General features: G+C 74.4%; 15 protein-coding genes. 6 read left to right on the forward strand and 9 right to left on the reverse strand.

Annotated features, from left to right (window positions below; all coding sequences use genetic code 11):
- Positions 1-5: 5 nt before the first annotated feature.
- The 3 genes from ABEA81_RS10855 to ABEA81_RS10865 form a co-directional block, all read right to left on the reverse strand.
- A complete protein-coding gene (locus ABEA81_RS10855; protein WP_345604817.1) occupies positions 6-881 on the reverse strand; it encodes an alpha/beta fold hydrolase in 876 nt (291 codons plus the stop codon).
- 123 nt (positions 882-1,004) lie between these two features.
- Positions 1,005-1,316 carry an integration host factor, actinobacterial type gene (gene mihF, locus ABEA81_RS10860; RefSeq protein WP_345604818.1) on the reverse strand — a complete coding sequence of 104 codons (312 nt, stop codon included), beginning with the start codon at positions 1,314-1,316 and terminating at the stop codon, positions 1,005-1,007.
- 142 nt (positions 1,317-1,458) lie between these two features.
- Complete coding sequence (locus tag ABEA81_RS10865; protein ID WP_345604819.1) at positions 1,459-2,334, reverse strand: SMP-30/gluconolactonase/LRE family protein; 876 nt, start codon at positions 2,332-2,334, stop codon at positions 1,459-1,461.
- Between the two features lie 158 nt (positions 2,335-2,492).
- Here ABEA81_RS10865 and ABEA81_RS10870 point away from each other — a divergent pair, with 158 nt between their 5' ends.
- Positions 2,493-2,888 carry a VOC family protein gene (locus ABEA81_RS10870; protein WP_345604820.1) on the forward strand — a complete coding sequence of 132 codons (396 nt, stop codon included), beginning with the start codon at positions 2,493-2,495 and terminating at the stop codon, positions 2,886-2,888.
- A 62-nt stretch (positions 2,889-2,950) separates the two neighbouring features.
- Here the strand turns inward: ABEA81_RS10870 and ABEA81_RS10875 are convergent, their stop codons facing one another.
- Positions 2,951-4,291: a cation:dicarboxylate symporter family transporter gene (locus ABEA81_RS10875; RefSeq protein WP_345604821.1), complete on the reverse strand. Its 1,341-nt coding sequence runs from the start codon at positions 4,289-4,291 to the stop codon at positions 2,951-2,953.
- Between the two features lie 135 nt (positions 4,292-4,426).
- On the opposite strand from ABEA81_RS10875, the gene ABEA81_RS10880 reads away from it, so the two are divergent.
- Complete coding sequence (locus ABEA81_RS10880; protein ID WP_345604822.1) at positions 4,427-6,001, forward strand: sensor histidine kinase; 1,575 nt, start codon at positions 4,427-4,429, stop codon at positions 5,999-6,001.
- Positions 5,998-6,684, forward strand: a complete 687-nt coding sequence (locus tag ABEA81_RS10885; RefSeq protein ID WP_345604824.1) for a response regulator — start codon at positions 5,998-6,000, stop codon at positions 6,682-6,684. Before ABEA81_RS10880 ends, ABEA81_RS10885 begins: the two co-directional genes overlap by 4 nt.
- Positions 6,685-6,700: 16 nt before the next feature.
- On the opposite strand, the gene ABEA81_RS10890 is transcribed toward ABEA81_RS10885, so the two are convergent.
- Positions 6,701-8,731 (reverse strand): LCP family protein, encoded by a 2,031-nt coding sequence (locus ABEA81_RS10890; RefSeq protein ID WP_345604826.1) that lies wholly within the window; start codon positions 8,729-8,731, stop codon positions 6,701-6,703.
- A gap of 226 nt (positions 8,732-8,957) precedes the next feature.
- Between ABEA81_RS10890 and ABEA81_RS10895 the strand changes: the two genes are divergently transcribed.
- Together ABEA81_RS10895 and ABEA81_RS10900 are read left to right on the forward strand one after the other, a co-directional pair.
- Positions 8,958-9,680, forward strand: a complete 723-nt coding sequence (locus ABEA81_RS10895; RefSeq protein ID WP_345604827.1) for an IspD/TarI family cytidylyltransferase — start codon at positions 8,958-8,960, stop codon at positions 9,678-9,680.
- Between the two features lie 72 nt (positions 9,681-9,752).
- Positions 9,753-10,235, forward strand: coding sequence for an STAS domain-containing protein (locus ABEA81_RS10900; RefSeq protein ID WP_345604828.1), 483 nt, complete (start codon positions 9,753-9,755; stop codon positions 10,233-10,235).
- A 106-nt stretch (positions 10,236-10,341) separates the two neighbouring features.
- Here the strand turns inward: ABEA81_RS10900 and ABEA81_RS10905 are convergent, their stop codons facing one another.
- Complete coding sequence (locus tag ABEA81_RS10905; protein WP_345604830.1) at positions 10,342-10,719, reverse strand: hypothetical protein; 378 nt, start codon at positions 10,717-10,719, stop codon at positions 10,342-10,344.
- 220 nt (positions 10,720-10,939) lie between these two features.
- On the reverse strand, positions 10,940-11,758 hold the full coding sequence (locus tag ABEA81_RS10910) for a PP2C family protein-serine/threonine phosphatase (RefSeq protein ID WP_345604831.1): 819 nt from the start codon (positions 11,756-11,758) through the stop codon (positions 10,940-10,942).
- Positions 11,759-11,896: 138 nt separating this feature from the next.
- On the opposite strand from ABEA81_RS10910, the gene ABEA81_RS10915 reads away from it, so the two are divergent.
- Positions 11,897-13,492: a non-homologous end-joining DNA ligase LigD gene (locus tag ABEA81_RS10915; protein ID WP_345604832.1), complete on the forward strand. Its 1,596-nt coding sequence runs from the start codon at positions 11,897-11,899 to the stop codon at positions 13,490-13,492.
- Position 13,493: 1 nt separating this feature from the next.
- Here the strand turns inward: ABEA81_RS10915 and ABEA81_RS10920 are convergent, their stop codons facing one another.
- Positions 13,494-14,750: a hypothetical protein gene (locus ABEA81_RS10920; protein WP_345604833.1), complete on the reverse strand. Its 1,257-nt coding sequence runs from the start codon at positions 14,748-14,750 to the stop codon at positions 13,494-13,496.
- A gap of 30 nt (positions 14,751-14,780) precedes the next feature.
- The gene (locus ABEA81_RS10925; protein ID WP_345604834.1) at positions 14,781-18,968 is read right to left on the reverse strand and encodes a serine protease; all 4,188 of its coding nucleotides are present in this window, start codon (positions 18,966-18,968) and stop codon (positions 14,781-14,783) included.
- Between the last annotated feature and the right edge of the window lie 76 nt (positions 18,969-19,044).

Raw genomic sequence — 19,044 nt, forward strand, 5'->3', positions numbered from 1 at the left:
CGTTGTCAGGCGGGTGCGGCAGCCGCCCGGGTGGTCTGCGTGAGGATCGCGGCGGCCAGCGGGGAGATCACGGTGCCGTTGATCGCGTGGCCCATGCCCGGGATCCGGACCATCCGGCCGTGCCCGAGCGAGCGCGCGAGGACGCCGGAGTTCGGCGGGGGGAAGGCGGGGTCCTCCGGCGCCTCGATCACGAGCGTCGGCACGCCGACGGTGGCCAGCTCGGCGCCGCGTTCCATGCCCGCGGTGTCCATCCGCGCGTGCGCCACCACCGGGTCGTGCTGGCCGGCGTGGGCGATCACCCGCTCCTCCAGCGCGCGGAACTCCGCGGGGTCGAACAGGGTGCCGGAGCCGTTGAGCATCCGCCAGTGCTCCAGCCGCCACGCGATCTCGCCCTCGGGGTCCCGCGGGTCGTCCATCTCCGCCCAGAGGCGCAGCAGGGCCTGGTCCGGGCCGGGCAGGGCCGGGGCGGGGGACGGCTCGGCGAACGGGAGCGGCCCCGTGCAGAAGAGGGTGGCGGTGTCGATGCGCTCGGGGTGGTCGAGCAGCATCAGCTGCACGAGGTACCCGCCCATGGACATCCCGACGACGTGGGCGCGCGGCACGTCGAAGGCGTCGAGCACCGCGATCGCGTCCTCGGCCAGGTCCGTGATGCCGTAGGGGTCGTCCTCGAAGGCCGCGGTGGAGCGCCCGGTGTCGCGGTGGTCGTAGCGGATGACGCGGTGGTGTTCGGCGAGCCGGGTGACGAGGACGTCGGGCCACACGAGGCCGGACGAGTTGGCGCCCATCACGAGCAGCAACGGCTCACCCGGGTGGGGCCCGGTGGGCCCGATGTCCTCGGCCCACAGGCGGATACCGGGCGCGGCGTCGACGAAGCGTTCCACGGCGTGCAGCCTGCCGGTCGCCGGTGCCCGTGTCGATCGTTGGGGGTGCCCGGGTGGCGGGCGCCACCCCGCCCGGGGCCCGGGCACCAGATCGTGTCTAGGCCGGGCGCCGGGCGGTGGGTGTCACTTGAGCGCGTCGATGAGCGCCTGGCGCTGGCGCTCGCCGAGCCCGGCGGCGCGGCGCGAGGCGTCGATCCCGGTCTGCTCCAGCAGCTGCGAGACCTTGGCGGGGCCGTAGCCGGGCAGGCTCTTGAGCAGGTCGGCGACCTTGGTCTTGCCGACCACCTGGTCGGTCTTGGCGCGGTCGAGGACCGCGGGGATCGTCTGCTCGCCGCGGGCGATCGCGTCGCGGAGCTCCTTGCGGGCGGTGCGGGCGGCCGCGGCCTGCTTCAGGGCCTCGGCGCGCTGCTCCGGAGTGAGCGTGGGCAGTGCCATGTCGACTTCTCTCCTCTCCGTGCGTCCACCCCGGATGGGATGTGCGCAGGTCATCTTGGCCGTCAAGGGTGACAGAACCCCGCAGCGCCACGCGCGCACCCCCCGGTCCGGCGCCGAACGGTCCCACCCGGTCGGGGGTGGTTCATCCCCCGTAGGTGAGCGGTTGGAGCCCGCGTACCCCGGGACGGCTGCGGTAGAACGCCCCGGCTCGGCCGTCGGACACGCCCGCGCCCTGCTCCGACGAGGTGATCCACAGCTCGTCCAGCGCCGGGCCGGCGAACGTGCAGGCCGTGGGGTGGGTCGTCGGCAGCCGGACGACGGTGTCGAGCACGCCGTCAGGGGTGTAGCGGTGCACGGCGGAACCGCCCCACAACGCCACCCAGACCCCGCCCTCGGCGTCGACGGTGAGGCCGTCGGGCGTGCCGCCCTCGACGTCGACGAACCGCTCCCGGGACGTCACCGCGGGCGCGGCGAGGTCGACGGTCAGCAGGTCGATGCGGCCGGTGTGCGAGTCGACGTAGTACGCGCGGGTGCCGTCGGGTGTCCAGCAGAGGCCGTTGGAGACGGTGACGCCGGCGAGCATCGTGGCGACCGAACCGTCCGGGGCCAGCCGGTACAGCGACCCCCGCCCCGGCGTCGAGTCGTAGGCCATCGAGCCGCACCAGAACGCGCCGGAGGGGTCGCAGCCGCCGTCGTTCATCCGGACGCCCTCGTCGGACCACAGCTCGCCGAGCGACCGCGGCCCGGCGGCCGATCCCGGCTCGTCGAGCAGCCCGAACCCGCGCTCGAGGGCCACCACCCAGCCGCCTCGGGCCCGCGGGCGCAGCGCGGCGAGCACGTCGCCCACGTGCCTGCGGCGCACCTCGGCGGTGCCCTCGTGCGGCAGCTCGATGGTGAGCAGGTCGCCCCGGAGCATGTCCACCGCCGCGAGCACCCCGAGGCTCGCGTTCCAGACGGGGCCCTCGCCGTGGTGGGCGACGGCGGGGGTGGCCTGCTCGGCGGCGATCTCTCGAGTCATGGGCCCAGTAGACCAATGCGGCGCGGCCCGCGCTCCCGCCGGTGTTCGGGTAGTGTCACCGGCGCACGTGGTGCTGCGTCGGAACGCCGCGTGTGCCACCGCGGTGGCCTCGATGGCGCGCTCAGGCTGTTCCCTGCCGAGGCGTCGAGGAGGACGTGGTGGACATCTGGTTCGAGGGTTCGAGCATCCCGGTCAGCGACCTCGATCGGTCGGTCCGGTTCTACCTGTCGCTGGGTTTCGAGACCGAGATCCGCACCGGTCGGTTCGCGCTGATGCGCCTCGGAACGGGCACCCTCGGGTTGCTCGATCTCGGGGAGGCGGTCGCCCGCGAGGCCACCGGGCACCCGAAGCTCCGGACGTTCGTCCAGGTCGAGCTCGGTACGGACGACCTCGACGGCCTCCACGCCGATCTCGTCGCGCGCGGCGTGCCGATCCACGCCGCGCCCCGCGACCGCGGGTTCGAGCGGCAGATGCAGTTGCGGGACCCGGACGGCTTCACCGTCGAGTTCGCCGAAGGGCGGCGCGGGCGCAACGGGACCCGCAGGCCCGGATAGGCGCCCGTCGCGCGCGAACGGGCGGCACCCCGCCGGTGGGCAGGGCGCCGCCCGTCGTGGGATCAGGCGCTGGTGGCGGCCTTCTCCTGCTCGGGCGCGGCCTGCTCGTCGTGCGCGTCGTCGAGCATCGTGGCCTCGTCGAAGGGGTCCTCGCCGCTCAGCACTCGGCCCGCCTTCTCGCGGTCGAACTCGCCCACCCAGTGGCCGATCAGCACGGTCGCGACGGCGTTGCCGGCGAAGTTGGTGAGGGCTCGGGCCTCGGACATGAACCGGTCGATGCCGACGACGATGCCGACGCCGTCGACGAGGTCGGGCCGGTGCGAGGCCAGACCGCCCGCCAGCGTGGCGAGCCCGGCGCCGGTGACGCCCGCGGCGCCCTTCGACGCGATGATCATGAACAGCAGCAGCCCGATCTGCTCGCTGATCGCCAGCGGCTTGCCCATCGCGTCCGCGATGAAGAGCGACGCCATCGTCAGGTAGATGGCGGTGCCGTCCAGGTTGAACGAGTAGCCGGTGGGGACCGTGATGCCGACGACCGGGCGCGAGATGCCGGCGTGCTCCATCTTGGCGATGAGGCGCGGCAGCGCCGACTCCGACGACGAGGTCGACACGATCAGCAGGAACTCACGGCCGAGGTAGCGCAGCAGCGAGTAGATGTTGATGCCGACGGTGAACCTCAGCAGCAGCCCGAGCACCACGAAGACGAAGAGCGCGCAGGTGACGTAGAAGCCGAGCATCACCTGGAACAGCGCCACGATCGCCGACCAGCCGGTCTCGCCGACCACGGCCGCCATGGCGCCGAACGCGCCGATCGGCGCCACCCACATGATCATCGCGAGCACCCGGAAGACGAGCCGCTCCACGTGCTTGATGCCGCGCAGGATCGGCTCGCCCGACCGGCCCAGCGCCTGCACCGCGAATCCGACGAGCAGGGCGACGAACAGGGTGGAGAGCACGCTGTCCCCGACGAGCGGGGAGAACAGCGTGGTCGGGATGATGCCCATCAGGAACGCGGAGGTCGACTCGCCCTCGGGGGCGTTGTACGCCTCGATGCCACCGAGGTTCATCCCGGTGCCCGGCTGCACGATGTTGCCCACGACCAGCCCGATGACCAGCGCGATCGTGGACATCACGAGGAAGTAGCCGATCGCGAGCCCGCCGACGCGGCCCACCTTCGCCGCCTGCCGGATCGACCCGATGCCGAGCACGATCGTGCAGAAGATGATCGGCGAGATCATCATCTTGATCAGGTTGACGAACGCGGTGCCCAGCGGCTTGAGCGCCTCCCCGACGGTGGGGGCGACGAGCCCGACCACGACCCCCAGGAGGACGGCGACGATCACCGCGGCGTACAGGTAGTGGGTGTGATCCCGCCTGCGTGGTGGTGCGCTGGTGGCTGTCACGGGTTCCTCCGGAGCCGACGACGGTGGTGGCGATTGCGCAGGTACCGGTAGACCGGCGACCATCGCGGCGAATCATCCGGCGGGACCTGGATATCGTCGCGCTTCTGTTCATTTCGAACGACGAGCGGAGCTGGGATGCGGCGCGCAGGCGGGTGGAGCCTCGCCCGGCAGCTGTTCGCGCTGCAGGCCGCGATCGCCGGCGTCGTGCTGGTCGCGCTGGCGACGGCCAGCTGGTTCCAGCTGCGGGAAGCCGGGCGCGAGGCCACCGCCGAGGAGATGCTCGGCATCGCCCACACCCTGGCCGCATCGCCCGAGGTGCTCGCCGCGCTCGACGACCCCGACCCCACCGCGGTGCTGCAGCCGCTCGCCGAGCGGGTGCGGCTGGACACCGCCACCGACTTCGTCGTCGTCATGACGCCGGACGGGATCCGCTACTCCCACCCCACGCCCAGCGAGATCGGCCGCAGGTTCATCGGGATGATCGAGCCCGCGGCCGCCGGGGAGAACGATTTCACCGAGACCTACACGGGCACGCTCGGCCCCTCGGTGCGCGCGGTCGTGCCGGTGTTCGACGGTGCTCGCGTCGTGGCCCTCGTCTCCGTCGGCCGGACGATCACGGCCGTGGCCCGGGACCTGCAGCGGCAGGTGCCGCTCGTGCTCGCCGCCGTCGCGGCGGCGCTGCTGCTGGCCGCCGCGGGCTCGTGGCTGGTGAGCCGGTGGCTGCGGCGCTCCACCCACGACCTCGGCCCGGCCGAGCTGGCCCGGATGTACGAGTACTACGACGCCGTGCTGCACGCCGTGCGGGAAGGGCTGCTGCTGCTCGACCGGGAGGGCCGGGTGCAGCTGGTGAACGACGAGGCGCGCAGGCTGCTGGCGCTCCCGGACGACGTGGGCGGTCGCCGGGTGGACGAGATCGGGCTGCCGGCGCCGCTGGGCGTGGCGCTCGCGGAGGGACGGGCGTTCGACGACGAGATCCACCTGACGTCGGACCGGATCGTGGTGGTGAGCCAGGGGGACGCCCGCTGGGCGGGGCGCCACCTCGGCACCGTCGTCACCCTGCGGGACCACACGGAGCTGCGGCAGCTGGTCAGCGAGCTGCAGACCGTGCGCGGGTTCGCCGACTCGCTGCACGCCCAGGCGCACGAGGCCGCGAACCAGCTGCACACCGTCGTCTCGCTGATCGAGCTCGGGCGCGCCGACGAGGCGCTCGAGTTCGCGACCGCCGAGCTCGAGACCGCCCAGCAGCTCACCGACGCCGTCGTCGCCGGGATCGCGGTGCCCGAGGTGGCCGCGCTCGTCGTCGGGAAGGCGGCCGCGGCGGGCGAGCGCGGCGTCGAGCTGCGCCTGGAGGACGGTGCCCGCATGCCGGCGGGGCTCGCCGATCCGCGGGACCTCGTCACCATCGTCGGCAACCTGCTCGACAACGCGATCGACGCCGCGCAGGAGGGTCCGGAGCCGCGGTGGGTGCGGTTCGGCGCAGGTGTCGACGACGACGCGGTCGAGCTGCGGGTCAGCGACAGCGGCCCCGGGATCGCGCCGGAGGACGCCGAGCGGGCCTTCGAGCGGGGTTACAGCACCAAGCCCGCCGACGGCATGGGGCGCGGGCTGGGGCTCGCCCTGGTGCGGCGCGCTGCCCAGCGCCACGGCGGTGCCGTGCGCCTCGCGGGGAAGGCGGAGTTCACGGTGCGGCTACCGCTGGTGCGGGCGTGATCCGCACGCTCGTCGTCGAGGACGACCCCGTGGCCGCCGCCGCCCACGCCGCCTACGTCGAGCGCGTGCGGGGCTTCACGGTCGCCGCGAGCGCCGCGTCCGGAGCCGAGGCGCTGCGCGCGCTGGCGACCACCGCCGTCGACCTCGTCCTGCTCGACGTCCACCTGCCCGACACCAACGGGCTCGAGGTGCTGCGCCGGATGCGGGCCGCGGGCCACACCACGGACGTGATCATGGTGACGCGGGCGCGGGACGTCGCGGTGGTGCAGGCCGCCGTCGCGTTCGGTGCCACCCAGTACCTGGTCAAGCCGTTCACGTTCAGCGCGGTGCGCCGCAAGCTGGAGGGCTACCTCGAGTACCGGGAGCGGCTCGGCGCGGGCCCCGTCGTGGCGCAGGACGACGTCGACGAGCTGTTCGGGCGGCTGCGCGCGCCCGCGGAGGCCGGTGGGCTCCCCAAGGGGGTGAGCCGGGAGTCGCTCGACGCCGTCCGGGCGGCGCTCGAGAGCACCGGTGGCGCCACCGCCGCCGAGGTGGCCACCGCGATCGGGGCCTCCCGGGTGACGGCCCGGCGCTACCTGGAGTACCTCGTGGAGACCGGCCTCGCCGAGCGGACCGCCCGCTACGGGCCCGCCGGCCGGCCGCAGGCGGAGTACCGGTGGCGGCCGCGCGGGGTCGGCGGCTGACGGGGGCGCACCGCCGTCAGCAGGAGTCCGCCAGTGACGTGGGGGCGACCGCGTCGTCCTCCTTCACCTTCTTGGTGGTGGCCTTCCCGGCGTCGTCGGCGCGGGTGGTGGGGGCGGCCGCGCTGGTGGGGGGAGCGGGCGGGGCCGGGGGACGGTTGATCGCGTCCTGCACCACCTGGCGCATGTAGGAGAAGTTCGGGTCGCCGGTGCTGAAGTGGCCGTCCCTCGTGGACGGGTCGGGGAGGCTCGGGTCGAACGACACGCTCTCCAGCGAGATCCCGTTGCCGGCGAGGGCCGCGAGTGCGGGCAGGACGGCCTGCGGGATGTTGGTGGACACGCTGTTGGTGGTGGCCGCGGCGACGCTCTGGAAGTTGGTGAGCATGTCGGTGGGGCTCTTCTGGCGGAGGATCGTCTGCAGCAGGCAGCGCTGGCGGCCCATGCGTTCGTAGTCGGACGAGTTCGTGCGCGACCGGGCGAACGCCAGCGCCTGCTCGCCGGACAGCTGCTGCACGCCCGGCTCGATGTAGCCGTCGGGGCGCACGTGGCGCCCGCTGGGCGTGATCCCCCCGATCGGGATGCGCTCGGGGCCGACGTCGACGGTGAGGCCGCCGAGCGCGTCGATGATCGACGCGAACCCGGCCATGTTGACCTCGACGTAGTAGTCGAGCTGCACGCCCAGCATGTAGGAGACGGTCTCGTGGAGCAGGTTCAGGCCCGGGTCCCGGGTCGGGCCCGCCGGGACGACGTTCGGGTGCGTGAGCCCCCACGCGTAGACGGCGTTGAGCAGGTAGTCGCCCGACAGCGGGTCGTCCGGGTTGTGGAAGCCGTCCGGGAAGTCCTCTCCCATCGGGGAGTCCGGCGGGAACTGGGCGCGCTGGATGTTGCGGGGGAGGGCGAACAGGACGGTGCGGCCGGACTTCGTGTCGATGTTGGCCACCATCATCGTGTCGGTCCGCGCGCCTTTGCGGTCCGGCCCGGCGTCGCTGCCGACGAGCAGGATGTTCAGCTTCGGCTTCGCGATCGCCTCGGCCGCCGAGGTGCCCCCACCGCCGGAGAAGAGGTCGTTCAGCAGCGACCGCTGCGAGTTGGCCAGGTTGGCGCCGAACCCGAGCGGCGCGGCCACCACGAGGCACAGTGCGACGACCGTGGCCACGCCGATGGTCTGCCGGGCGGCGCCGAGCCCCGGCGGCCGGGCGAGCAGGTAGGCCCGGACGATCACCGCCACCCAGGCGAGCGCCGCCGCGATGCAGCCGACGGTGGCCATGACGAGCACGTTCGACGACAGGGCCGTCTTGAGCAGCTGTGCGGTGTCCGACGTGAGCACCAGGATCACCAGCACGGCGATCACCAGGAGGAACGTGCCGAGGATCACGGCTCCGGTGCGGGTGCGGTGCAGCATCAGGTGGCCCGAGCCGGGGGCCACGGTGGACGCCGCGGCGGCGGCGAGCGCCTTGCCGAAGGAGCGCTGCGGCTGCGGCTCGCCCTCCGCGGCCTCGTCCGCCACCTCGGGGACCGGCGGGTCCGGGCGCCGGCGGCGGGCCGGGCGCGCGACGGAGGTGCGCGGAGGGGGGAGCGCCCCGTTGCGGACGGTGGGGGGCTCGGGGTCGTCGTGCAGGGGCGCCACCGGCGGGGCGGTGGGCAGCGCCGTGGTGACGGCGGCGCGGGCTGCTGCGGCGGATCTGCGGTGTGCCCCGCGCGGCGGCCCGCCCGGGGGCCCGTTGCCCGGCCCCGGGCGGGGAACCGGACTGGTGGGGGGCTCGGCTTCGCGCGGCCGCGGCGGGCGGTGCGTCGTCGGCATGGCGCGCGTGGCGTCGGATGGCGCCACGGGGCGGCGCGGGGGCTGCTGGTGGCGCGAGGGCGGCACGGCCCGGTTCCCGCGGTCGGACCTGCGGGCGGCGGGCGGCGGCTGGCGCGGGGGCTGCTGCCGGGGAGGCTGCTGGGGTTGCCGGGGCGGCTGCTGGCGGGGTGGTGGCTGCTGGCGGGGCGACTGCCGCGGCGGAGGCGTCGCCCGGGAGTTGCCGGGCACGCGCCGTCGGTCGTCCGTCATGCGCACCCCCTCCTGCGGTCGGTCATCCGGGACGGCGGGACGACGAGTCCGCCGGAGCCTACTGCGAGTGATCGCAGGCCCGGCGACGCACCTCGTCAGGTGGGGGATTCGAGCGTTTCTCCCCGTCCCTCGCCGGTGTCTGCAGTGGTCACGGACGTCGCTGTCACTCGTGAAGACGATACGGACCGCGCGGGCGGTGCGCCGCCGGTCCGGCAGACTGGGGTCCGTGGAACCGCCATCGCCGGGCCCGGCTGCGGCCGCCGTCGTGCTGGCGGGCGGCAGCGGCACGCGTCTCGGCGCCGAGCGGAACAAGGTGTACCTGCCCCTGCGCGGGCGGCCGGTGCTCGCCTGGTCGCTCGCGACGTTCACCGGCATGCCGGAGGTCGGCGCCGTCGTGCTGGTGGTGCGCGCGGCGGACCGGCCGCTCGCCGACCGGATACTGGCCGAGCACGCCCCGGGGGTCGAGGTCGTCGTCGGCGGGAGCACCCGGCAGGCGTCCGAGCTGGCCGGCCTGCGGCATCTCGCCGGGCGGATCGAGGGCGGTGCGATCGACGCGGTGCTCGTCCACGACGCCGCGCGCCCGCTCGCCGGCCGGGAGCTCGCGGCGGCGGTGCTGGCCGCTGCGCGGGCCACCGGCGGCGCGGTCCCGGGGCTGTGGCGCGACGACCTCGCGGCCGCCGGGCCCGACGGGTCGGGGCTCGCCGGGCCATCGCCCGAGGGGCTCGTCGCGGTGCAGACGCCGCAGGGCTTCCGGGCCGCGCCGTTGCTCGCGGCCTACGAGGAGGCGGCCCGGTGCGGCTTCGTGGGCACCGACACCGCCTCCTGCATGGAGCGCTTCGCGCCCGACGTGCCGATCGGCTGGGTGCCGGGGGACGAACGCAACATCAAGATCACCTATGCCCACGACCTGCTCGTCGCCGAACACGCCGCCCCCGATCGGGTGAGCTGAGCCACCGTGTGGCCACCCACCCCATGGGGTACCGCTGAGCCGAGCGGTCCGAGCGGGGCGGGAGGTGCGGTGGTGCGTTACGACGGGGCGCAGCTGTCCGTGGAGGTGTGCTCCCCCGGTCTGCGTGTCGTACGGGTGGCGGGGGTGCTCGACTGGATGACCGTCGGGCGGCTGGCGGGGCTGGTGGCCACGCAGGTCGCCCGGACCGGCAGCTCCGGGCACCTGGTCGTCGACCTCGGCGAGGTGAGCTTCTTCGCCACGGACGACTTCGGCGCACTGCGCCGGGCGCGGGACGGCGCGCGCGCCGCAGGGGTCCGGCTGCACCTGGCGGGCGCGAGCGCGCGGGAGCCGCTGTTGCCCGAGGCCATCACGGCCGCCCTCGCGGAGTTCTCGACGTTCCCGACGGTGGAGTGCGCGGAGCGCGAGCTGAGGGGGTGGCGGCCGGCCGGGACGGCGGTCGGCAGGCCACGCAGCAGCCACGGGTGGTCCTGCCCGCCGGCCCCGCCGGTCGACGGCGGGAACGAGGCCGTGCCGGGAACCGCGGTGACGGGCTGATCCGAACGGCGTTTCCCGGCGCCGGCCGTTCGCCGCACCCTTTCGACCGAACACGAAGAACGGCGCCGGGCAAGGCCCGGCGCCGTTCTTGCGAACTGCCCGCAGATCAGTCGTCGATCTCGGCCTTGTCGCCGGTCTTGGCGGCCGCGTTGCAGGAGTCGTCGAGGTTGGTGTCGCCGTCCGAGTCAGCGTCCGTGTCGCTGGACAGCAGGCCGAGCGCGCCGGTCACCCGGGCGACGACGTCGGTGCTGTTGAGCGGCACCTGGACGCCCAGGACGTTCACCGGCACCTGGTTGTCGCACACGTTCGCCGGAACGGAGAGGTTGTTGCCGGCGACGTTGATCAGGCCGTGGTTCGAGCCGTCGATGCTGTTGACGTCCTCGATGTTCTTCTTGCCGTGGTCGTCGCCGGCGAAGGCGAGCGGGCTGACCGCGAGCAGCCCGGCAGCGGCCGTGGCCACGACAATTCCAGCCTTCTTCAACACAGTTCATCTCCTGTTGAGTGTCCGGAGTCGACCGGAGCCAACCCATCCATGGTCAGCGTCATGACGGGGAGCCGCGCTGACTGCGAGAAAAGCTAGCGGGCCACGGTGGGGCGAAACAAATCTCCTACCACCATCGGGTGAGTCGAATACTGCGCGTTTGGTTACGCCCTCTTTCCGGTCACTGCGAATCGGCAGGAAACGCCGTCGACCCGCGTGTTCGTCACTTCTCGTGACCGCTGATCACCCGGATGGGCCGGTCGGATCCGACCGGGATCACGACCACGGTGATGTTGTCGCGACCGCCGGCGTCGAGCGCGAGCGTCGTCAACGCCTCGGCGGCCGCGATCGCGCCGCCGTCGGCCAGTTCCGGGAGCGCCACGGCGGCCAGGTCGGCGGCGCCGGGCAGGTAGTTCCACAGCCCGTCGGTGCACAGCAGCAGCGCGCCACGACCCGTCGGGCGCAGCGTCACGACCTCCGGCTCGGTCGTTCCGCCGGCACCCAGCCAGCGGGTGATCGCGTGGGCCCGCGGGTCGCGCATCGCGTCCGCTTCGCCGATCACGCCGGCGGCCACCATCTGGGCCGCCCACGAGTGGTCGGAGGTGACGGCGCGCGCGGGCTCGGCGGCGTCCGGCGGGGCGAGCCAGTACGCCCGGCTGTCCCCGACCCAGGCGACGGCGATCTCGTCGGGGCGCACCAGCGCGCAGACGAGGGTGCAGGACGGCGCGTGCGGGTCGCCGTCCCGGCCGAGCGAGGAGACCGCCGATGCCGCGGCGGTCGCGGCGGCCTCCACGCGCTCCTCCGCGGGAGCTCTGCTGGTCAGCAGGACGTCGAGCGCGGCGTCGGCCGCGGTCCGGGATGCCCGCTGGGGCGCGAGCGACGTGGACACCCCGTCGCAGACGACGGCCGCCACCGTCCCGTCCGGCCACCGCCCGAGCGACATCGCGTCCTCGTTGCGCTCATGGGTGTGGCCCCGGTCGGTGACGCCTGCGACGACCTCGAGGTCGGTCTCGATCCGGTCGGTGCCTTCCGGATCCGCCATCGTGCCCCCCGAGGACCGGCTCCAGTTCCGGCCGGAGCGGCCCGGCCGGAGCGCAGGGTAGCGTGCGCGTCGCTCCCCGTACGGATGTGTCCTGGGATCCGCGATCTGCCGGGCCGCGAACGGGGGTATCCCGGACGCATGACCGATCAGGCGGATCGACTCGCCAGGTACCGATCCATGCGGGACTTCGCCGTGACACCCGAGCCCGCGGGGGCGGGCGCCGCGCCGGGCACCGGCCGGTTCGTCGTGCAGCGGCACCGGGCCCGGCGGCTGCACTACGACGTGCGGCTCGAGATCGACGGCGTGCTGGTGAGCTGGGCGGTGCCGAAGGGCCCCTCGCTGAACCCGAAGGCACGCCAGCTGGCCGTCCACGTCGAGGACCACCCGATCGAGTACTTCGACTTCGAGGGGATCATCCCGCGTGGCGAGTACGGCGGCGGCGACGTCGTCGTCTGGGACTGGGGCACCTGGCAGCCGTCCGGCACCGACGACCCGGCGGCCGCCGTCGCCGACGGCGAGCTGCACTTCGACGTGCGGGGCGAGAAGCTCGCGGGGCGGTTCGTGCTGGTCCGCACCGGCAGGGACCGGTCGGGCAAGGAGCAGTGGCTGATGCTGCACAAGAACGACGAGCACGCCGTGCCCGGCTGGGACCCCGAGGAGCACCCGCGGTCGGTCAAGACCGGGCGCACCAACGACGAGGTGGCCGCCGAGCCGGAAGCGCTGTGGCGCGGTGACCTGCCCGCGGGCGAGGCCGCCGTGGCCCTCGGCCGCGCCGCACCGAGCTGGGATCCCCCGACGCCCGACGAGCTCGCCGCGCTCGAGGCGCTCGGGCGCAAGGGCCGGTGGACGGTCCAGGGCCTCGAGGTGGCGCTCACCAACCTGGACAAGGTGCTCTTCCCCGCGCGCGAGGGCGAGCCGCCGGTCACCAAGCGGGACTTCGTCCGCTACCACGCCCAGATCGCCCCGCGCATGCTCCCGTTCCTGCACGACCGCCCGGTGAACCTGCACCGCTATCCCGACGGCGCCGGCCGGCCCGGGTTCTGGCACAAGGAGGTGCCCGACTACGCCCCTGAATGGCTCACGCGGTGGCGCAACGAGGAGGCGGACCCCGGTGAGACGGTCTGCTACGCGGTGGTCGACAGCGTCGCGGCGCTGGTGTGGATGGCGAACTGGGGCGCCGTCGAGCTCAACCCGTGGACGTCCCACCTCCCCGACGTCCACGAGCCGACCTGGGCGCTGATCGACGTCGACCCGGGGGAGCGCACCTCGTTCGCGGAGGTGCTCGTGCTCGCCCGCCTCTACCGCACGGCCCTGCAGCACCTCGGCGTCGCCGCGGCACCGAAGGTCACCGGCAAGCGGGGCGTGCAGATCTGGGTACCGGTGGCCGCCGGCTACACGTTCGCCGACACCCGGGGGTGGGTGGAGAAGGTGTCGCGGGCGATCGGCCGCACCGTGCCGGACATGATCAGTTGGGAGTGGCAGAAGGACCGCCGCCGTGGCCTCGCCCGCCTCGACTACACCCAGAACGCGATCAACAAGACGCTGATCGCCCCGTACAGCGCGCGGCCCGCCCCCGGGGCCCCGGTCTCGGTCCCGATCACCTGGGACGAGCTCGACGACCCCGATCTGCGGCCCGACCGCTGGACGGTCCGCACCGTCCTCGACCGGGTGGAGGAGGCGGGTGACCCGCTCGCCGAGCTGATCGGCCGTCCGCAGCGGCTGCCGGAGCTGTGAGTCAGTCCTGCCAGTAGAAGAGCAGCTCGCGCACGGTCATCTCCTTGCGGTCGCCGAACCAGTAGACGTACAGCCCCTCCACGACCGTCTCGGCGAGCTCCCCCGCGATGGGCCGGAAGCCCGCGCCCGTCATCGCGGCGAGCACGTCCGGGTCGCCCCGGTCGGCGAAGAACGGCCCGAGGTCGCACACCGACACCACGCCCGGCCGGGTCGGGATCGAGTGGTAGGTCCCCACGCCCCCGCTCCCGCCGAGGTTCCCCGCGTGCTCGGGCGTCCCCGGAGCCAGCCCGGCCGTCGCGAGCGCATCGACGGCCCGGCCCAGCAGCTCGTGCTCGTCGGGCCCGCTGACCGGAGGCAGGCAGGCCGCCTCGAGCAGCCAGCGCGGGTCGGTCTGCCGCTCGCCGGGGGCGTAGCGGCGCACGATCGCCTGCCGTACGTCGGCGGGCACCCCGGGCAGCACGATCAGGGGCGGCCCGAGCGCCTCCCAGGTCTCCCGGATCGGGTGCCCGAGGGCGTCCAGCACGGCGAGGGCCCACAGGTGGCCCGGCCCACGCCGGTCCACCAGGTCGAGGAGCGGCCCGTCGTCGCTGACGAAGTCCTCGGCCCGCCGCTCGTAGGCCTCCCGGGCGACGATGACGGAGGGGTCGGCGAGCGCGGGCGTGACGTCACCGGCGTCGTCGTCCAGCAGCCGCACGCCGAGGAGGCGGTGCGCCTCGTCGGGTGCGGCGAACGCGAGCGCGTCCAGCGAGTCGGCGCCGAGGGCCGCCAGGAGCGCGGCCCGCCCGTGCGTGGCCTCGAGCGTCGCGATGGCCGCCATCCCGATCTCGCGCAGGTGCGTCCACGGGCTCGCCGCGAGCGCGACGAGCGGCTCGGCGGCGTCGAGGTCACCCAGCCGGGCCCGGGCGCGCAGGAGCCCCTCGGCCATCCCGTACGGCTGCTTGACGCCCTCCTGCGCGCGCAGCCACGCCAGCAGGCCGGCGCGGTGCGGACCAGGGGTGGTGGCCAGTGCGTCGAGGAGCGGTCTGCGGATCTCGCTGCCGACCTGCCCGTCCTCCGCGACCGCCAGCAGCTCCGCGGCGTGCTCCGCCGGGACGTGACCGTCGAGTGCCCGGGCGCACGCCGCCCGGTGCCACCACTGTTCCCGGTGGTCCAGCACGATGCCGGCGAGCACACCGGGCAGGGCCTCGGCGCGCAGCCGGTCCACCGGGCCCCGGGGACGGTCGATCAGCTCCCTGACGGCGGCGCGGTCGAGACCCACGGGCCGATCATCCCTGATCATCCCGCACCGTCAGCGGGGGCTCGCCCCTCCCGTGCAGGGGCGCTCGACGTCCACTCCCGCCGGCAGCAGGTTCCGCTCCTCGGCGGTGAAGGGGCGGTCGGTGAACCGGCACAGGTGCTGGACCCACTGCGCGGCCGTCAGCGGGAACGCGACCGGGAGCGCCCCGTCCTTCCCGTTGAGCCGGAGCCGGGTCCCGTCGCCGGTCAGCGGTTCGCTGCCCGGGTAGGCCGTCGAGATGCGCACGGAACCGCTCTGCCGGCCGGTCGACACGTCCCAGAACGTCAGCTGGTTGACGTCGGGCACCGCGGTCGGCTCCAGGAACACGAGGTAGCCGTCGGCATCGAGGCCCTGCGGGAGGCCGAGGCTCGTGACCGCGATCGGCCGGCTCACCGGCTCGCGGCGGTCGACGTCCCAGATCTGCACGGTCAGGTCCTGGCCGAGGACGATCATCCGCGTTCCGGTGCGGTCGTAGACCGCGTCGATCGGGATGCGAGCGGGCGGGATGGGCAGGGCGCCGTCCTGCGCGCCGGTCACCGGGTTCCACAGCTCGATCCCCCCGGACCCGGCGACGACCGCGACCTGCGGAACCGGCCCCGGCCGGGCGGCGATCACCGGGTTCTGGAGGAGCTGTTGCGTCCGCTGCACGGTCGTGGCGAGGAACATCGGATCTCCCAGGATGTTCCCGGTCCTGCGGTCCCAGGTGAAGACGAGCCCGTCGGCGAGCAGGACGACGCGTTCCGGAGTGGTCTTCACCACCGGCTCCGTCGGGATGGGCGGGTCGGGGAAGGGCCCGAGGTCGGTGCCGAGCGTCGGCGCGAGCGAGGGGAGCGCGTACTCCGCGTAGTCCCGCTTCCTCGGTGCGCGGGTGAGCACGCCGATGGCGTCGGACACCTGGATGAAGTTCGAGCCGTCCGGCAGCGCAGGAAGGGTGCCCCCCGCGAGTACGTCCTGTGTCGACGCGTCGAGCACCGTCAGCCGGTCGCCCGCCAGCGCCACCTCGTAGCGCCCGTCGGAGCTGAGGATCAGCGTCTCCGGCGGCGCGGGGAGCCGCGGCGCCGGTGCGGCGCGCAGGATGACGAGGGAGCGTGCCCTGGGCAGCAGGACCGTGCGCCCACCGTCCGCTCGGGGGACCACGGCCGTCAGCGTCATCGTGTTCAGCTCGGTGGCCGCCGCCCGGGTGTCCGGGGGTTCCGCGAGCTCGAACGCGGTCCCCTCGGCGAGGCTCGTGATGCGGAAGAGGTCGACGTCGCGCTCCCGGTCCGCGGTCCGGGGCTCGATGAGGTGCTGCCCGTCGGCGGAGAGGTGGTTGTGCAGGTAGTCGCGGGTGCACGGGGCCAGCAGGCCGATGCGCTGCCGGTCGGCGCCGGACTCCGCGGCCCGCACGAGCACGGCGCGCGGATCGTCGGGGGTGCACGTGAGCACGAACGGGCCGGCGATCATGCTGTGCTGCGGATGTTCGAAGCGGACCGTCCCGTCGCCCAGGGCGCGGGCGAGGATCCGGCCGTCCGGCTCCTGGATCGCCTCCAGCACGATGTCCGGATCGGAGGTCGGCACGATCTCGCCGAGCGTGGGATCCCGGATCGGGGTGATCCGGTTGGGCACGACCGCGCCGCGCGCTATGTCCCAGACGACGAGGTCGGACCGGCCGTCGTGCCACGGGGTCAACCCGGTGAGCAGGCGACCGTCCGGGGAGAGCCTCAGGGATCCGGCATCGAGCCCGACGACGGCCGGGTCGTCGATGCGCGTCGGACCGGTCCGGGCGACGAGGTCCCAGAGGGCGAACCCGCCCGCCGGGTCCGGGACGACCAGCAGGTGCCCGTCCGGGGTGAGTCGTGCGGTCGAGGATCCGGCCGGCACATCCGGTACGTCCCACCGGTCGACCGACCCCGCCGGTATCCCGTGGAACACGGTCATGCGGCGGTCGTCCTCGCGGATGACGACCGTCATGCCGTCGGTCGAGACCCCGAAGACGCCGAAGGACTGCTCGGCCAGGTCCGGGTACACGGCCTCGACCGACTGCGTCGCCATCGCCAGCCGGGCCAGGGCGGACCGCACGGTCGGGTTCGAAGCATCCGACTGCCACGCCGCGAGCGCCAGTGCGGCGGCGGTGGCGGGGTCGGCGCCGATCCGCGTGAGCACCGACTGGCCGAGGATCTCGGCGTTGGCGAGCCGCAGTTGGGCGCTCACCTCGTTGCGGCTCGACACCGCGACCGCGCCGAACCCCCCGGCGACCAGCACCAGCACGGCCAGCACCGCCGTGACGACGCGCCACCGCCGCACCTCGCGCCGCTGGCGGGCACGGCTGCGGTCGACGTACTCGCGGGCGGCGGGGGAGACGTCGCCGGTGCGCGCGGGCAGCCATTCCTGGGCCACGGCGAGCGCGCTCCCGCGCAGCAGGGCGCCGTCGTCCCGGCCCGCCGCCTCCCACCGGTCGCGCTGCTGTTCCAGCTGGTCGCGCCAGGACAGGAAGTCCCGGTCCTGGGTGAGCCATTCGCGCAGGCGCGGCCAGTGGGCGATGAGCGCCTGGTGGGCGAGCTGGATCCGGTCGCCCTCACCACCGGCCCGCTCGACGACCAGCAGCCGCCCGGCCACCAGCGGTGCGACGAGCGGGTGCAGATCGGCGGCGAGGTCGGCGAAGCGCTGCGGCCGGCGCGCGAACCGGCCGTCGCGGTCGGGCGCGGCGAGCGAGGTGAACAACCGGCGCAGTGGGCCGATCGCCGCGTCGCCGAGCCCGGCGACGACCTCCTCCGCATGCGTGGCGACCACCCCGGCCACGCCCCCGGAGCGCTCGTACGCCTCGACGGTGAGCATGCCGCCGGTCCGCCGTCCCCACAGCTCGGTGAGCAGCGACTCGACGAGCGGCAGCGCGCCGGGCTCGGCCGCGGCGTCGTCGAGGATGCGGTCGACGAGCCCGGGCTCGAAGGTCAGCCCGGGCGCCCGCTCGGCCGGTGCGAGGACGGCCTCCCGGAGCTGCCGGCGCTCCATCGGCGGCACCAGCACGGTGCCGGCGCCGAGGAGCGTGGCGAACCGGGGCACAACGACCTCGTCGATCGTGGCGGAGCGCAACGTGATCACAGCGCGCACCGGCCACCCGTCGTCGTCGCGGGGGAGGGCCGAGACCACCTCGCCCACGAGCGTGAGCAGCTCCCGCGCGCGGTCCGGCTCGGCCGCGGCGATCTCCTCGAACTGGTCGAGGAGGAGCACGGTGCGCTGCTGCGCCAGCGCCGTCGCGAGGTCCCGCACCGCGGCGGGCCGCTCGTCCGGGTCGGCCAGGCGCTCGGCGTGGCCCGTCCCGGTCTCGACGGCGGTGCCCAGCACGTCGGCCGCGGACGTGCCCGGCAGGCCGGCGAGCTCCGCGATCCGGGCGCCGCCGGTGCGCAGCCGGGGGAGCAGCCCGGCCCGCACCAACGACGACTTCCCGGCTCCCGACGGCCCGACGACGGCGACGAGCGGGTGCTGCGTCACCGCGGCGGTGAGCGTGTCGACCTCGCCCTCGCGGCCGAAGAAGAAGGCGGCGTGCTCCTCGGCGAAGGGCTCCAGGCCGCGGTACGGGCAGGGCAGGAGCTCGGGGTCCAGCCCCAGCACCTGGTCGATCGGCAGCAGGTAGGCGGTGGTGGTCCGGCCGCTGGCGTCGGCGGCCACGGTCATGCCGACCACCGCGCCGCTCTCGTCGTCCCAGACCGGAGAGCCGCTGAACCCCTCGACGACCGGCTCCTCGCCCGGCGCGGCCTGCAGCTGGAACCACCGGGTGCCCTGCTCCCCGCGGATGCGTCCGGTGGCCCACACGCCGTCGGCGAGGCCCTCGGGGAACCCGAGCACCCGGAACCCGTGACCCCACAGCCGGTCGACCCGCCGGACGGGCGGCATGCGGGCACCGGCCGGGAGCGGGCCACGCACGCGCAGGATGGCGATGTCGCCGGACCCGTCGTCCCGGATCGGCTGCCAGCGCAGCACATCGGCGTCGAGGGCGGGCGGCCGGTCGGCGTCGGAGGTGACGAAGAGCGGCAGGTCGAGGCGGACCGCTGTGGTCGGGGCAGGCCCGTACGGGTCGGTCCCGACGGCGTCGGCGACGACATGCGCGCACGTAGCGACGAGATCCGGTCCGGCGAGGAAACCGGCGCCGACCGGCTCTCCGCCGCGGCCCAGGACACGCACGACGACCCGCGCCGCCAAGGACTGGTCCCAACCCGCTGCCACGCCACCCCCCGGAGCCTTCGATCAAGTGTGGCCGGTGACGTCTACGGGCGGCGTGACGGGGTACAGCGTCGGGACC

Origin of the sequence: Pseudonocardia adelaidensis, from assembly GCF_039543345.1 — a bacterium.
Taxonomy (GTDB): Bacteria; Actinomycetota; Actinomycetes; order Mycobacteriales; family Pseudonocardiaceae; genus Pseudonocardia; species Pseudonocardia adelaidensis.

What these genes read in the sequence shown, in the direction of transcription:
- ABEA81_RS10890 (WP_345604826.1), bottom strand. Translation starts at nt 8,731, where the DNA reads ATGACGGACGACCGACGGCGCGTGCCCGGCAACTCCCGGGCGACGCCT.
- ABEA81_RS10915 (WP_345604832.1), top strand. Translation starts at nt 11,897, where the DNA reads ATGACCGATCAGGCGGATCGACTCGCCAGGTACCGATCCATGCGGGAC.
- ABEA81_RS10910 (WP_345604831.1), bottom strand. Translation starts at nt 11,758, where the DNA reads ATGGCGGATCCGGAAGGCACCGACCGGATCGAGACCGACCTCGAGGTC.
- ABEA81_RS10865 (WP_345604819.1), bottom strand. Translation starts at nt 2,334, where the DNA reads ATGACTCGAGAGATCGCCGCCGAGCAGGCCACCCCCGCCGTCGCCCAC.
- mihF (WP_345604818.1), bottom strand. Translation starts at nt 1,316, where the DNA reads ATGGCACTGCCCACGCTCACTCCGGAGCAGCGCGCCGAGGCCCTGAAG.
- ABEA81_RS10880 (WP_345604822.1), top strand. Translation starts at nt 4,427, where the DNA reads ATGCGGCGCGCAGGCGGGTGGAGCCTCGCCCGGCAGCTGTTCGCGCTG.